The sequence below is a fragment of the Amycolatopsis magusensis genome, from assembly GCF_017875555.1.
GTDB classification, from domain to species: domain Bacteria; phylum Actinomycetota; class Actinomycetes; order Mycobacteriales; family Pseudonocardiaceae; genus Amycolatopsis; species Amycolatopsis magusensis.
Genome location: NZ_JAGGMS010000001.1, coordinates 8,936,243 through 8,950,943, shown reverse-complemented (window position 1 = coordinate 8,950,943; position 14,701 = coordinate 8,936,243). Strand labels below are relative to the sequence as shown.

Genomic DNA, 14,701 nt, shown 5'->3' with positions numbered 1-14,701 from the left:
TGTGGCAGTTCAGGTCCACCACGTGATCGACGGGCCCGCGGACGGGGTACCGGTGGTGCTCAGCGGTTCGCTCGGCAGCACGCTGGCGATGTGGGAGCCGCAGGTCGCCCCGCTCACCGAAGCGGGTTACCGGGTGATCCGGTACGACCACCGCGGCCACGGCCGGTCGCCCGTGCCCGAAGGCCCGTACGAGCTGGCTGATCTCGGCGGTGACGTGCTGGCGCTGCTGGACGAGCTGGGCGTCGAGAAGGCGCACTTCGCCGGGTTGTCGCTGGGCGGCATGACCGGGATGTGGCTGGGCGCGCACGCGCCGGAACGGCTCTCGTCCCTGGTGCTGTGCTGCACCTCGGCGAAGCTGGGTCCGCCGGAGATGTGGGCCGACCGGATCCGCGCGGTCCGCGAGAGCGGCACCGAGTCGCTGGCTTCGGCCGTGGTCGGCCGGTGGGTCACCCCGGCGTTCGACCCCGAGCGGCGGGCGGAGCTGGAGCGGATGGTCGCGTCCACTCCGGACGAAGGCTATGCGGGCTGCTGCGCGGCGATCGAGGTGATGGACCTGACCGGGGAACTGGCCGGGATCACCGTGCCCACGCTGGTGATCAGCGCGACCGAGGACCCGTCCACCCCGCCGCCGCACGGCAAGGCGATCGCCGAAGCCATCCCGGGCGCGCGGTACGCCGAGGTCCGGGGCGCCGCGCACCTGGGCAACGTGGAACGACCGGACGAATTCAGCGAACTGGTACTGGCGAGGCTGGCGGCCCGATGACCGACGACGAGCTGTACCGCGAAGGCATCCAGGTGCGCCGCGAGGTGCTCGGGGACGCGCACGTGGACCGCGCGGTGGCGAACACCACCGAGTTCTCCCAGCCGTTCCAGGACTGGATCACCCGCTCGGCGTGGGGTTCGGTGTGGACCAGGCCGGGGCTGGACCGCCGCACGCGCAGTTGCGTCACGCTCGCCGCGCTGACCGCGCTGCACTGCCACGAGGAACTCGCCATGCACGTCCGCGTCGCCGTCCACAATGGACTCACTGCGGCGGAGATCTCCGAGGTGCTGCTGCACACCGCGGTCTACGCCGGTGCGCCGGCCGGCAACGCCGCGTTCGCCGTGGCGCAGCGCGTACTCGCCGAGCTGGGTGAGGAATCCGCTGTTCCCGACCCCCCGGGTTAAGGTTTCGGCATGGAAGAGACTCGGGGCGCGCACCACGTGCAGTCGCTGGACCGCGGCCTGGCGGTGATCCGGGCCTTCGGCGCGGACGCCCCCGAGCTGACCCTCAGCGACGTCGCCAGGGTCACCGGGCTGACCAGGGCGGCCGCCCGGCGGTTCCTGCTCACCCTGGCCGATCTGGGGTACGTGCGCACCGACGGCAAGTACTTCTCGCTGACCGCGCGCGTGCTGGAACTGGGGTACGCCTACCTGTCGAGCATGTCGCTGCCCGAGGTGGCCACCCCGCACCTGGAACGGCTTTCCGCCGAGGTGCACGAGTCCAGTTCGGTGTCCGTCCTCGAAGGCGGGGACATCGTCTACGTGGCGCGGATCGCGGTCTCGCGGATCATGACGGTCTCCATCAACGTGGGCACGCGTTTCCCGGCGTACGCGACCTCGATGGGGCACGTGCTGCTCGCCGATCTGCCCGAGGCCGAGCTCGACGCGTACCTGGAGCAGGCCCGGCTGGATCGGCTGACCTCGCACACGCTGACCTCGGAAGCCGCGTTGCGCACGGAACTGGCCGAGGTGCGCTCGCGCGGCTGGGCGCTGGTCGACCAGGAACTCGAGGAGGGGCTGCGCTCGGTCGCGGCACCGATCCGGTCGCGTGAGGGGAAGGTCGTCGCCGCGGTGAACGTGTCGACGCACGCTTCGCGGACCACGCTGGAAGCCGTGCGGGACGAGATGGTGCCGCACCTGATCGAAGCCGCCGAACGCATCGAAGCCGATCTCGCGGTCGCGCCTTCGTCACGGGCGACTCGTGGCTGACTGCGCCGGGCTGCTGCTCGCCGCGGGTGCCGGTCGTCGCTTCGGCGGGCCCAAGGCACTGGTGGAGTTGGGCGGGGAACCGTTGGTGCGCCGGGCTTTGCGGGCGCTGGAACCGTGTTCGCCGGTGTACGTGGTGACCGGCGCCGCCGCCGGTGAGGTCACCGCTTTGCTGCCCGCCACGGTTTTCCCGGTGCACGCGCCGGACTGGGCGGCCGGGATGGGGGAGTCCCTGCGTGCCGGGCTTTCCGCACTGTCCTCTGTGGAGGCTGACGCGATGCTGGTGCACCTGGTGGATCTGCCGGACGTGACCGACACCGTGGTGCGACGGTTGACCGCGCTGGCCGCGCCGGACGTGGTGGCGCGCGCCGCCTATGCCGGGGTGCCGGGGCACCCGGTGCTGCTGGGCCGCGACCACTGGCCCGCCATCGCGTCCGCCGTCTCCGGGGACGCCGGTGCCCGCCACTGGCTGTCCACCCGGGACGACCTGCGCCTCGTCGAATGCGGCGATCTCAGTGGTGGACGAGACGTCGACCGCCCAGAAGACCTCCCACCCCCCTGAGACCGCCCTTCGAATGCTATGAGTGGGGCATTACTTGCGTTCAATGCAAGTAATGCCCCACTCATAGCATTGGAGGGGCGTCGGTCAGACGCGGACCACGCGCGGGCCGGTGGCGGCGATCTCCTCGGCGACCGCGCTGTCGATGCCGTCGTCGGTGATGAAGGTGTCGATGTCACTCAGCTCGGCGAACCGGGAGAAGTGGTCGTTGCCCACCTTGGTGTGATCGGCGAGCAGCACGGTGCGCCGCGCGCAGTTCACCGCCGCGCGCTTGACCATCGACTCCGCCGGGTCCGGTGTGGTCAGTCCGCGTTCCACGGAAAGCCCGTTGGTGGCCATGAAAGCCACTTCGACGAAGGTCTCGTCCAGCGCCCGCAGCGCCCACGCGTCCACCGAGGCCAGCGTCCGGCTGCGCAGCCGCCCGCCGACCAGCATCACCGTCAGGTTCGGCCGCGTCGCCAGTGCCAGCGCGATGTTCACCGAATGCGTGACCACGGTCAGCTCGCGATCCAGCGGCAACTGCTCGGCGACCCGGGCGGTGGTGGTGCCCGCGTCGAGCAGGATCGTGCCCTCCTCGGGCAGTTCGGCCAGCGCCGCCTTGGCGATCCGCTCCTTCTCCCCGGTCATCACGATCTCGCGCGTGGCCACCGCAGGCTCGAAACCCAGTCGCTCCACCGGGATCGCCCCGCCGTGCACCCGCCGCAGCACGCCGTGCCGTTCCAGCACGGTGAGATCGCGACGGACCGTCTCCGTGGTGACGGTGAACTCCTCGGCGAGCGTCGCGACGTCGACCCGGCCGAGGCCGCGCGCCCGCTCCAGGATGATCTGCTGCCGCTCCTCCGCGTACATCCCCCACCGTCCAGTCTGTAGTGATTTTCCCGTCCAGGTAACCACATGATGTGAGTTCATGTGGGGACTTGCGTGCTTGTTTTGTTACAACCCAATCAAGGGGTTGCAAACCAACGCGAACCCATGCAAAATCACTCAAAACCAAGTCCGGATCCAGAGGTGGTGTACGGGTGTTCCTCACCGTCACGGCGAACCCCAGCGTGGACCGCACCGTCGAGGTGCCGCGTCTGGCGCGTGGTGAGCTGCACCGGGCGTCCGCGGTGCACGTCCACCCCGGCGGCAAGGGCATCAACGTGGCTCGTGCCCTGGTGCGCAACGGGATCGACGCGCGCGCGGTGCTGCCGGCCGGCGGTCCGGAGGGCGATCACCTCATCTCCCTGCTGAACAGCTACGAGATCGACGTGGTGCGCGTGCCCGCGTCCGGTCCGGTGCGGACGAACATCAGCGTGATCGAGCCGGACGCCACGGTCACCAAGCTGAACGAGGCGGGCGCGCGGTTGTCCGCGGCGGAGATCGCGGCGTTGTCCGACGCGGTGCTCGGCAATCTCTCCGACGTCTCCTGGGTGGTACTGGCGGGAAGCCTGCCACCCGGGGTCGACGCGGGGTTCTACGCCGAACTGATCCGCTCGGTCGACGGCCACGCCGAAGTCGTGGTGGACACCAGCGGTCCGGCGCTGCTCGCCGCGGTGAAGGCCGGACCGGCACTGGTCAAGCCGAACCTCGAAGAGCTGGAGGAGGCCGTCGGCCGCTCGCTGCCGAACGTGCGCGAAGTGGTCGAGGCGGCGCGCGAGCTGCGCGGCCTCGGTGCCCGCGCGGTACTGGCGAGCCTCGGCAGCGAAGGCGCGGTGCTGGTCGACGCCGACGGCGCCTGGCACGCCGAAGCCGATGCCGTGGCACGGAGTTCCGTCGGCGCGGGAGACGCGCTGCTGGCCGGGTTCCTGGCCGGTGGCGGGTACGGGCCGAAGGCGCTGGAAAGCGGGGTCGCCTGGGGGGCGGCGGCGGTGTCGCTGCCGGGCAGCACGATGCCGGGCCCGATCGAGGTGGGCGCGGCGGAGGTGCGGCTGCACGCCGAGCTGGAGCTGGAACGCGGGGTCGGCGCGGGGGCGTGAGACCGGGTCGAACCGGGGGGCGGTAACCGAGAACTGTCCGAGCAGCAGGAAGAGTCAACGATGACGAAGACGGAAGAAGCGCCCTCCCGGGGACACCGGGTCCGGGTCACGGTGCAGCGGTTCGGCGGCTACATGGCGGGCATGGTCATGCCCAACATCGGCGCCTTCATCGCCTGGGGTCTGATCACCGCGTTGTTCATCCCGTCCGGCTGGACGCCGAACGCGAAGATCGAGACGCTCGTCGACCCGATGATCAATTTCCTGCTGCCGGTGCTGATCGGTTACACCGGCGGGCGGCTGGTGCACGGCCAGCGCGGCGCGGTGGTCGGCGCGGTGGCCACGGTCGGCCTCGCCGTCGGTGCCGAGATCCCGATGTTCCTCGGCGCGATGGCGATCGGCCCGCTGGCCGGTTACCTGATGAAGCTGTTCGACGAGCACGTCGGCAGCCGCACCGCCCCCGGCTTCAAGATGCTGGTGGACAACTTCAGCGCCGGCATCATCGGCGGCATCATGGCGGTGCTGGGCATGCTCGCCATCGGCCCGGTGGTGCAGGGCGCGACCAAGGCGCTCGGCAGCGGCGTGCAGGCGTTGTTCGACACCGGCCTGCTGCCACTGGTCTCGATCATCGTGGAACCGGCCAAGGTGCTGTTCCTGAACAACGCGATCAACCACGGTGTGCTCTCGCCACTGGGGATCGCGGACGCGGCGGAAACCGGGAAGGCGATCGAGTTCCTGATCGAGCCGAACCCCGGCCCCGGCCTCGGCATCCTGCTGGCGCTGACCTTCTTCGGCGCGAAGAGCGCGCGGGCCACCGCGCCCGGCGCCATCGTCATCCAGTTCCTCGGCGGCATCCACGAGATCTACTTCCCGTACATCCTGGCCGCCCCGCGGCTGATCCTGGCCGCGATCGCCGGTGGTGCGGCGGGCATCTTCGTCTTCAGCGTCTTCGACGCCGGCCTGACCGCCACGCCCGCGCCCGGCAGCATCATCGCCGTGCTCGCGGTGACCCCGAAGGGTGGTTACCTGGGGGTGATCGCCGGTGTGCTGATCGCCGCGGTGGTCAGCTTCCTCATCGCCGCGGTACTGCTGAAGTTCGGCCGGGACGCCCGGCGGGAAGAACGCGAGCAGCAGCTCGCCAACGGCGGCGCGGTCTAAGCCGAATCGGAAAGGGGAACCCGCGTGAGCAGCATCGAGGGCAAGGAGATCACCAAGGTGATCATCGCTTGCGACGCAGGCATGGGCAGCAGCGTGATGGTGGCCGCCCAGCTGGGCAAGCGCCTCAAGCCCTACAAGGTCAAGGTCGAGCACATCCCGGTCAACGAGATCCCGGCCGGCGCCCAGCTGGTGCTCTGCCAGGAAACCCTGGTGGCCCGGGCGAAGAAGAACTCGGACGCGGTGATCATCGGCTTCCAGAACTTCCTCGGCGACCCGGTGTTCGACCGGGTGGAGCAGGCGATCCGGGACGGGGGCACGCTGGATGGCTGAGCTGCTGGACGCCTCCGGGATCCGGCTCGGCGCGAGCGCGCGGGACCGGGACGACGCCATCCGCCAGGTCGGGGCGCTGCTGGTCGAGATCGGGGCGGTGGACCCCGCCTACGTCGACGGCATGCTCGAGCGGGAGGAGTCGGTCTCCACCTTCGTCGGTGAGGCCGTGGCCATCCCGCACGGCACCAACGCCGCCCGCGACCACGTCAAGCGGACCTCGCTGGCCGTGGTCCAGTTCCCCGGCGGGGTGGACTGGGACGGGCAGCGGGTCCAGCTGTGCGTCGGCATCGCGGCCCAGGGCAGCGAGCAGGTGCAGATCCTGTCCCGGCTGGCCCACACCCTGCTCGACGCCGACCAGGCGGCCGAGCTGCGGGAAGCGTCCGATCCGGACACGATCCTGCGCATCCTGACCGCGACCGAAGAGGAGGCAGTCCAGTGAAGGTGGCCCGTTTCTACGCGCCGGGCGACATCCGGATCGAGGAGGCGCCGGAGCCGTCGCCCGGTCCGGACGAGGTGAAGATCCGCGTGCACGCGTGCTCCACCTGCGGCACGGACCTGAAGATCTTCCGGCACGGCCACCACCACATCGACCCGCCGCGGGTGATCGGGCACGAGATCGCCGGTGAGGTCGTGGAGACCGGGGCGGAGATCTCCGGCTGGGAGGCCGGTGACCGCGTGCAGGTGATCGCCGCGATCCCGTGCGGGGAGTGCGCCGACTGCCGTCGCGGCTGGCGCACGATCTGCCCGAACCAGCTGTCGATGGGTTACCACTTCGACGGCGGGTTCGCCGAGTACATGATCGTGCCGCAGCGGGTGCTGCGGGTGGACGGGCTCAACCGCATCCCGGAGGGGCTGTCCTACGCCGAAGCCTCGGTCGCCGAGCCGCTCGCCTGTGTCCTCAATGGACAGGAGTTCGCGCAGGTCGGCGAGGGTGACGTCGTGGTGGTCACCGGTGCCGGGCCGATCGGCTGCCTGCACGTGCGCCTGGCCAGGGCCCGCGGCGCGGCCGCGGTGTACCTGGTGGAGCTGAACCGCGGCCGGCTGGACATGGCCGCGGACATCGTCAAGCCGGACGCGGTGATCTGCGGCTCGGAGACCGACCCGGTGCAGGCCGTGCTCGACCTGACCGACGGCCGCGGCGCCGACGTGATCATCACCGCCGCGGCGGCGGGCAAGGCGCAGGAGGACGGGCTGAAGATGGCCGCCAGGCGCGGCCGGATCAGCTTCTTCGGCGGGCTGCCGAAGGACAACCCGATCATCGCCTGCGACTCGAACCTGGTGCACTACCGCGAGCTGACCATCTACGGCGCCAACGGGTCCAGCCCGGAGCACAACAAGCGCGCGCTGGAACTGATCGCCACCGGCGCGGTGCCGGTCGACGACCTGATCACCCACCGGCTGAAGCTGGACGGCGTGCTCGACGCGATCGACACCGTGGCCTCCGGTGAGGCGATCAAGGTGACCATCGAACCGGCCGCGAGCTGAGCTGAAGAAGGGGTGCGTGAAGGTGACCACCGAACTGCACGGGAATCCGGCGAGCCCGGGCACCGCTTCCGGCACGGTCGCCCGCATGCGCCCGGTGCCGGAACTTCCGGCGCAACGGCCCGCGTCGGCGGGCGCGGAGAAGGAGTTCGCCACGGCGAAGGCCGCGCTCGCCAAGGTCGCGGACGAACTGGAGCGGCGCGGCAAGGCGCTCTCCGGTGAGGCCGCGGAAATCCTGGACACCCAGGTGATGATGGTCCGCGACCCGAGCCTGGAACAGGGCATCGGGAAGGCGACGGACAACGGCCTGCCCGCCGCGTGGGCGGTCCAGGAGGCGTTCGCCGCGCACATCGAGGTGCTGCGCGGGCTCGGCGGCTACCTCGCCGAGCGCGTCACCGACCTGGCCGACCTGCGTGACCGGGCGATCGCCGTCGCGCTCGGCGAGGAACCGCCGGGCATCCCGGACTCGGACGGCCCGTTCGTGCTGGTCGCGGTGGACCTCGCACCGGCCGACACGGTCACCCTCGACCCGTCCGACGTGCTCGCCATCGTCACCGAAAAGGGCGGCGCGACCAGCCACACCGCGATCCTGGCGCGGTCGCTGGGCATCCCGGCGGTGGTCGGCTGCGCGGCGGCGGAGTCGCTTTCGGACGGTCAGCTGGTGGTGGTCGACGGGTCCGCGGGCAAGGTGGTCGTCGACCCGGAGTCCGGCCTGCTGGACCACATCGAGCGGGAGGCGGAGGCGCAACGGCAGGAGCTGGCGCGCCACCGCGGTCCCGGATCCACCAAGGACGGTCACCCGGTCAAGCTGCTGCTGAACATCGGCGGTGCGGGCGGCCTGGAAGAAGCCGCGGCGGCCGACGCCGAGGGCATCGGCCTGTTCCGCACGGAGTTCCTGTTCCTGGACCGGGCCGAGGCCCCCTCGCTGGACGAGCAACGCGCCGCGTACGGCAAGGTCTTCGCGGCCTTCACCGGACGCCCGGTGGTGATCCGCACCCTGGACGCGGGCGCGGACAAGCCGGTGCCCTTCGCGAACAACGACGTCGAACCGAACCCGGCTCTCGGCGTGCGTGGTTACCGGGTGGGCAGGCGGAACCCGGGCCTGCTCGATGTGCAACTGGAAGCCATCAGCCTGGCGGCGCGCGAGCACGACACCGACGTACGCGTGATGGCCCCGATGATCGCCACCGCCGCCGAAGCCCGCGCTTTCGCCGCCCGGGTCCGGCACTTCGGCATCGCGCAGGCAGGCGTCATGATCGAAATCCCGGCGGCGGCCCTGCGCGCCGAGGCGATCCTGGCCGAAGTGGACTTCGTCAGCATCGGGACGAACGATCTGGCGCAGTACACCTTCGCCGCGGACCGCCTGCTGGGCGAGCTGAACGACCTGCTGGACCCGTGGCAGCCCGCGCTGCTGGACCTGGTCTCGATGGTCGCGGAAGCAGGCCGGAAGACCGCGAAACCCGTGGGCATCTGCGGCGAGGCCGCCGGGGACCCCACCCTGGCCCCGGTCTTCGCGGGCCTGGGCGTCACCAGCCTGTCCATGTCGGCGCCCGCCGTCCCAGCCGTACGCGCGGCCCTACGCCGCCACACCTTCGACGACTGCGCCTCACTGGCCGCCACCGCCCTGGCCGCCCCAGACGCCCCCACCGCCCGCTCCACCGTGGCCTGATGTCACAAATGTGGCTTTCGAGACGACGAACGTCCCGAAAGCCACATTCGTGACACTCGCCCCCCCCGCTCGGGACACAAATGTGGCTTTCGGGGCGTATTCGGCCCCCAAAGCCACATTCGTGACATCCGCCGGGGCTGGGGACCCCCCATGGGTGCCGTGAAAGCCACATTCACGGCCGAATACGCCGTGAAAGCCACATTCACGGCACCCCCGGGCCCACCTACCCCAGCCGACCCCCCGCGCATCCACCCGAGGCCCACCCACGAAAGCCACTCCGCCCCGGCGGGGCCCCGGGAGCCTCCGAACCCCAGGAGCCGCGCCCGGGCATCCCAACCCCGGGACCCACGGGAGCCTCCGAAAAGTCGCACCCCACACGAGCCGCGCCCGGGCATCCCAACCCCAGGGCCCACGGGAGCCTCCGAAAAGTCCCACCCCACCCAAGCCGAACCCGGGCATCCCAACCCCAGGACCACCCAAACCCCTCCCTCACCCCGGTCCACAGCCCAAAACACGGCGAAGGCCTCCCTGTCAAGGCACGCCTTCCCGCCTTGACAGGGAGGCCTTCGCCGTAGTCACAATAAAAACCCGGGGTGGCCACCAGCCCCCAAGTACTCTGAACCCAATGACGACAGACCCCCCAGCCCTAGCGGCAGAGCTTCGAAGGACCGGCTACCTGGCCGACACCGGCGTCGCGACCGCGGCGTTTCTCGCGTTGCGCATGGGGCGGCCGCTTTTCTGCGAGGGTGAACCCGGCACCGGCAAGACCTCGCTCGCCGTCGCGCTGGGGAAGGCGCTCGGCCTTCCGCTCATCCGACTCCAGTGCCACGAGGGCATCGACGCGGCGCAGGCACTGTACGAATGGGACTTCCCCCGCCAGCTCCTGCACCTGCGGGCACTCGAAGCCGCGCACCAGGAGGTCGACGAGGCCTCCCTCTACACCGAGCGCTTCCTGCTCGCCCGGCCCCTGCTCCAGGCGTTGCAGCAAGCGCCGTGCGTGCTGCTGATCGACGAGATCGACCGCGCCGACGACGAGTTCGAGGCCTTCCTGCTGGAGCTGCTCGACGACAACGCCGTCAGCATCCCCGAGTTCGGCGAGATCCGCGCCGAGGTGCCGCCGCTGGTGGTGCTCACTTCGAACCGCACCCGCGAGGTGCACGACGCCCTCAAGCGCCGCTGCCTCTACCACTGGCTCGAGCACCCCAGCCTGGCCAGGGAAATCGAGATCCTCCGCCACCGGCTCCCCGGCGTCGACGAACGCCTCGCCGCGCAGGTCGCCGGGGCCGTGCAGCGCATCCGCCAGTTGGAGTTGCTCAAGCCGCCCGGGGTCGCGGAGTCGCTGGATTGGGCCCGCGCGCTGTCCGCCCTCGACCGCGACGTGCTCGACGCCGAGGCCGCCGCGCTCACCCTCGGCGCCGTGCTCAAGTACAGCGAGGACATCGACCGCGTCCGCGCCAAATTGGACTCACTGCTGAACTAGGACTGCTCCGGCACCCGCCAGCCGCGCTCGCCAGCCAGTTCACGCGCCTGCGCCGGACCCCACGAGCCCTGCTCGTACGAGTGCACCTTCGGCGGCTGCTGCAGCACCGGGTCGCACAGCTCCCACAGCCGTTCGACCTCTTCGGCGCTGGTGAACAGGGTCTGGTCGTCACGCAGCACGTCGAGCAGCAGGCGTTCGTACGCCTCCAGCGGCTCGGCGTCGGCGAAGGCCTCGGAGAACCGCATGTGCAGCTTCGCGTGGTCCAGCTTCAACGCCGGTCCCGGCCGCTTCGCCCGCAGGTCCAGGGTCACCGTCGAGTCCTCGGTCAGCTCGAACACCAGCTCGTTGGGCTGGCTGTCGAACCCGTTCGCCGAGTCGAACATCTTCAGCGGCGGCTCGACGAAGCCCAGCGTGATGGTGCGGCGGCTCTGCGCCATCGCCTTGCCGGTGCGCAGCAGGAACGGCACGCCCTTCCAGCGCCAGTTGTCCACCCACACCTCGGCCGCGACGAAGGTCTCCACTTCGGACTCGCTGTTCACGCCCGGCTCGTCGCGGTAGCCCTCGTACTGCCCGAAGACCACCCGATCCGGTTCCAGCGCGCGGACCGCCTGGAACAGCTTGCGCTTTTCCACCCGCAGCGATTCGGCGTCCACGTGCACCGGTGGTTCCAGCGCCAGGAAGCCGAGCAGCTGGAACAGGTGCGTGGAGATCATGTCGCGGAAGGTGCCGGTCGACTCCATGAAGCCGGCGCGGCCCTCGATGCCGATCGACTCGGGTACGTCGATCTGCACGTAGCTGATGTGGTGCCGGTTCCAGACCGGCTCGAAGAACCCGTTCGCGAACCGCAGCGCCAGGATGTTCTGCACCGCTTCCTTGCCGAGGAAGTGGTCGATCCGGAACAGCTGCTCCTCGGCGAAGACCTGGTGCAACGCGGTGTTCAGGCTGCGTGAGGACTCCAGGTCACGGCCGAACGGTTTCTCCAGCACCACGCGCGCGTCCTCGGCGAGGCCGGTGGCGCCGAGCATCTTGACCATCGGCTCCATCGAGTCCGGCGGGACCGACAGGTAGAGCAGTTTGCGCGTGTCCGGGCCGAGTTCGGCCATCGCCGCGTCGACCGCTTCGGCCAGCGCCTCCCCGTCGTCCTTCGAGGACGTCTGGAAGGTGATGCGCTGCGCGAACTCCTCCCACACGTGGTCGTCGAAGCGCGCGGAGCCGGAGAACTTGAACACGGCTTTGGCGAGTTTGTAGCGGAACTCCTCGTCGGTGCCGGGCGAGTTGCGCCCGGAGCCGATGATGCGGAACTGCTCGGGCAGCAACCCGGAACGCATCAGCCGGAAGAGGCCGGGGAAGAGCTTTCGGCGGGCGAGATCCCCGGTGGCGCCGAAGATCACGAAGACATGGGGCACCATCTTGTCGCGCGAGGCGAACAGTGCCTGGGGATCGGCTGGCTCAGTCATCGGTGTCCATCTTCACCGCCGGGAGCGGTTTCGCCCAGTCTTTGCGCGAATTTGTGGCAAGTCCACGTCATGCACTGGGAGAACGCATCGGACACGCGGGATATTTCCCTGAACGACAGGTGACCAGCGGTCATCTTACCGGTAAGTAGCGTCATTCCGCCGACACACCGAAGCATCCGGGGAAGAGCGTATCCTGGACGTTCTGATGGCCACCCCCCTCCCCGGGTTCGCCGGGTTCGCCACCGCGCTGCGTGCGGCCGGGCTGCCCGCCGCGCCCCAGCGGCTGGACGCCTTCCTCGGGGCCGTCGAGCACGTCGAACTGGCCGATCGCGAGCTGCTGTACTGGGCCGGGCGGCTGACGTTGTGCGCCGATCCCGACGACCTGCCCCGGTACGATCGCGCGTTCGCCTCGTGGTTCGGCGAGGAGCCGCCGCCCGGCCCGCGCAAGAGGACCCCGGTGCCGCGGCGGAGCCGGATGGCCCTGCTCGCCGAGCCGGGTGACGACGGCGAGGGCGAAAGCGACAACGAGCCGTTGCGCGTCTCGGCCAGCACCGAAGAGGTCCTGCGCCACCGGGATCTCGGTGAACTGACCGCCGCTGAGCGCGAGCACCTGCGCGAGCTGTTCGCCACGCTGAGCCCGGTGTTCCCGACGCGCCGCTCGGCTCGCCGCCGCCCGTCCCGCCGGGGTGAGCTGGACCCGGCCAGGACCCTGCGCGCGATGGTCGCCGGTGGCGGTGAACTGGTCCGCCTCGCGCGCCGTAGTCGCAAGGAGCAGCCACGCCGGGTCGTGCTGCTCATCGACGTCTCCGGCTCGATGAGCCCGTACGCGGACGCCCTGCTGCGGTTCGCGCACGTGCTGGTCCGGCGTGCGCCGCGGGCGGTGGAGGTGTTCACCATGGGCACCCGGCTGACCAGGGTGTCCCGACAGCTGCGGCAACGCGATCCCGAGCGGGCGATGCTCGCCGCCGGGCACGCGGTGCCGGACTTCGCCGGCGGGACCCGGCTCGGCGAGGGCCTGCGCGTGTTCCTCGACCGATGGGGCCGCCGCGGGCTGGCCCGCCGCGCGGTGGTGGTCGTGTTCTCCGACGGCTGGGAACGCGGCGACACCACCCTGCTGGGTGACCAGCTGGCGGCCCTGCGCCGCCTCGCGCATTTGGTGCTTTGGACGAATCCCCACGCCGGGCGGGCGGGTTACGCTCCGGTCCAGGCCGGGATCGTCGCGGCGCTGCCGCACCTGGACGGCTTGCTCGCCGGGCACAGCCTCGACACGTTGGACCGACTGCTCGGACGGATGCGGGAGAAACGCGATGCGTGATGTGCTGGAGGAACTCCACCGCCGCTGGTCGGCGGGGGAGACGGTCGGACTGGGCACGGTGGTGGCCACCTTCTCCTCGGCGCCGCGGGCGCCGGGAGCGGCGATGCTGGTGGCGCCGGACGGCACGGTGACCGGCAGCGTTTCCGGTGGCTGCGTCGAAGGCGCGGTCTACGAACTCGCGCAGCAGGTGGTCGCCGACCGCACGCCGGTGCTGCAGCGCTACGGCGTCAGCGACGACGACGCCTTCTCCGTCGGGCTGACCTGCGGCGGCATCATCGACATCTACGTCGAGCCGGTGGACCGCGAAAGCCTGCCGGAACTGGCCGAACTCGCCGAGTCCGTCCACAAGGGACAGCCGGTGGCGATGGCCACCGTGGTCGAGCACCCGGACCCCGAGCGCCTCGGCAAGCGGATCGTGGTGTGGCCGCAGCGCGCGGCGGGCACGCTCGGCTCGTCCCGGATGGACGACGCGGTGGCCGACGACGCGCGCGGCATGCTGGCCACCGGCCGCACCGGGATGCTGCACTACGGCCCGGACGGGCAGCGCCGTGGTGAAGGCGCCTCGGTGTTCGTGAACTCGTTCGAGCCGCCGCCGCGGCTGCTGGTGTTCGGCGCGATCGACTTCGCCGCCGCGATGGCCCGGCTCGGCGCCTACCTCGGCTACCAGGTCACGGTGTGCGACGCGCGCCCGGTCTTCGCCACCGCGAGCCGGTTCCCCGAAGCACACGACGTGGTGGTCGACTGGCCGCACCGCTACCTCAGCGCGGAGGCCGAAGCGGGCCGGATCGACCGGCGCACCGTGGTCACCGTGCTGACCCACGACCCGAAGTTCGACGTGCCGCTGCTGGAAGTCGCGCTGCGGCTGGACGTCGGGTACGTCGGCGCGATGGGCTCGCGGCGCACGCACGACGACCGGATCACGCGGCTGCGCGAAGCCGGGGTCGCCGACGCGGAGATCGCGCGGCTGTCGTCGCCGATCGGCCTCGACCTCGGTGCCCGCACGCCGGAGGAGACCGCGGTGTCCATCGCCGCCGAGATCATCGCGCTGCGCTGGGGCGGCAAGGGCCAGCGCCTGGCCGAGCTGGACGGCCGGATCCACAGCTAGCCGACGCCCCTGCCGTGAATGCTATGAGTGGGGCATTACTTGCGATGAATGCAAGTAATGCCCCACTCATAGCATTCGCTGGCGGGTGCGAGCGGCGGGGTTCCGTGGATGCGGGTGGAATGGCGGTGGGACGACGCATCCGCGGAATGTGGTCCCGGGGTCACCCGGGCTGGGGTTGTTAGATCGAGATCGGAGTAGCACGCTCCCCAGTGAGCCCGATCAC

Annotated in this window: 15 protein-coding genes; 13 read left to right on the top strand and 2 right to left on the bottom strand. The window is 70.6% G+C overall.

Annotation, left to right across the window (positions count from 1 at the left end; genetic code table 11):
- Window position 1: 1 nt before the first annotated feature.
- Genes pcaD through JOM49_RS40255 form a run of 4 tightly spaced genes read left to right on the top strand, consistent with a single transcriptional unit; the run spans window position 2 to window position 2,530 of the window.
- Window positions 2–763, top strand: coding sequence for a 3-oxoadipate enol-lactonase (gene pcaD, locus JOM49_RS40270; RefSeq protein WP_209669814.1), 762 nt, complete (start codon window positions 2–4; stop codon window positions 761–763).
- On the top strand, window positions 760–1,167 hold the full coding sequence (gene pcaC, locus JOM49_RS40265) for a 4-carboxymuconolactone decarboxylase (RefSeq protein ID WP_209669812.1): 408 nt from the start codon (window positions 760–762) through the stop codon (window positions 1,165–1,167). Before pcaD ends, pcaC begins: the two co-directional genes overlap by 4 nt.
- A 9-nt stretch (window positions 1,168–1,176) precedes the next feature.
- On the top strand, window positions 1,177–1,971 hold the full coding sequence (locus tag JOM49_RS40260; RefSeq protein WP_209669810.1) for an IclR family transcriptional regulator domain-containing protein: 795 nt from the start codon (window positions 1,177–1,179) through the stop codon (window positions 1,969–1,971).
- Window positions 1,964–2,530: a nucleotidyltransferase family protein gene (locus JOM49_RS40255; protein WP_209669808.1), complete on the top strand. Its 567-nt coding sequence runs from the start codon at window positions 1,964–1,966 to the stop codon at window positions 2,528–2,530. The genes JOM49_RS40260 and JOM49_RS40255 overlap by 8 nt, the downstream gene beginning before the upstream one ends.
- Window positions 2,531–2,614: 84 nt before the next feature.
- Here the strand turns inward: JOM49_RS40255 and JOM49_RS40250 are convergent, their stop codons facing one another.
- Entirely contained in the window at window positions 2,615–3,376 is a 762-nt protein-coding gene (locus JOM49_RS40250) for a DeoR/GlpR family DNA-binding transcription regulator (protein WP_209669806.1), read from the bottom strand.
- Between the two features lie 170 nt (window positions 3,377–3,546).
- Between JOM49_RS40250 and pfkB the strand changes: the two genes are divergently transcribed.
- The 7 genes from pfkB (at window position 3,547) to JOM49_RS40215 (ending at window position 10,601) form a co-directional block, all read left to right on the top strand.
- Window positions 3,547–4,485 carry a 1-phosphofructokinase gene (gene pfkB, locus JOM49_RS40245; RefSeq protein ID WP_209669804.1) on the top strand — a complete coding sequence of 313 codons (939 nt, stop codon included), beginning with the start codon at window positions 3,547–3,549 and terminating at the stop codon, window positions 4,483–4,485.
- Between the two features lie 60 nt (window positions 4,486–4,545).
- On the top strand, window positions 4,546–5,640 hold the full coding sequence (gene mtlA / locus JOM49_RS40240) for a mannitol-specific PTS transporter subunit IIC (RefSeq protein ID WP_209669802.1): 1,095 nt from the start codon (window positions 4,546–4,548) through the stop codon (window positions 5,638–5,640).
- Between the two features lie 24 nt (window positions 5,641–5,664).
- Window positions 5,665–5,970, top strand: coding sequence for a PTS lactose transporter subunit IIB (locus tag JOM49_RS43975; RefSeq protein WP_209669800.1), 306 nt, complete (start codon window positions 5,665–5,667; stop codon window positions 5,968–5,970).
- Window positions 5,963–6,409, top strand: coding sequence for a PTS mannitol transporter subunit IIA (locus JOM49_RS40230; RefSeq protein ID WP_209669798.1), 447 nt, complete (start codon window positions 5,963–5,965; stop codon window positions 6,407–6,409). Before JOM49_RS43975 ends, JOM49_RS40230 begins: the two co-directional genes overlap by 8 nt.
- Complete coding sequence (locus JOM49_RS40225; RefSeq protein ID WP_209669796.1) at window positions 6,406–7,455, top strand: zinc-dependent dehydrogenase; 1,050 nt, start codon at window positions 6,406–6,408, stop codon at window positions 7,453–7,455. The genes JOM49_RS40230 and JOM49_RS40225 overlap by 4 nt, the downstream gene beginning before the upstream one ends.
- A gap of 22 nt (window positions 7,456–7,477) precedes the next feature.
- Complete coding sequence (gene ptsP, locus JOM49_RS40220) at window positions 7,478–9,121, top strand: phosphoenolpyruvate--protein phosphotransferase (protein WP_209672210.1); 1,644 nt, start codon at window positions 7,478–7,480, stop codon at window positions 9,119–9,121.
- Between the two features lie 625 nt (window positions 9,122–9,746).
- On the top strand, window positions 9,747–10,601 hold the full coding sequence (locus JOM49_RS40215; protein ID WP_209669794.1) for an AAA family ATPase: 855 nt from the start codon (window positions 9,747–9,749) through the stop codon (window positions 10,599–10,601).
- Here the strand turns inward: JOM49_RS40215 and zwf are convergent.
- Complete coding sequence (gene zwf, locus JOM49_RS40210; protein WP_245369634.1) at window positions 10,598–12,058, bottom strand: glucose-6-phosphate dehydrogenase; 1,461 nt, start codon at window positions 12,056–12,058, stop codon at window positions 10,598–10,600. The genes JOM49_RS40215 and zwf overlap by 4 nt on opposite strands.
- A gap of 205 nt (window positions 12,059–12,263) precedes the next feature.
- Between zwf and JOM49_RS40205 the strand changes: the two genes are divergently transcribed.
- Together JOM49_RS40205 and JOM49_RS40200 are read left to right on the top strand one after the other, a co-directional pair.
- Window positions 12,264–13,373, top strand: a complete 1,110-nt coding sequence (locus JOM49_RS40205; RefSeq protein ID WP_209669792.1) for a vWA domain-containing protein — start codon at window positions 12,264–12,266, stop codon at window positions 13,371–13,373.
- Entirely contained in the window at window positions 13,366–14,478 is a 1,113-nt protein-coding gene (locus tag JOM49_RS40200; protein WP_209669790.1) for an XdhC family protein, read from the top strand. The genes JOM49_RS40205 and JOM49_RS40200 overlap by 8 nt, the downstream gene beginning before the upstream one ends.
- The last annotated feature ends 223 nt before the right edge of the window (window positions 14,479–14,701 follow it).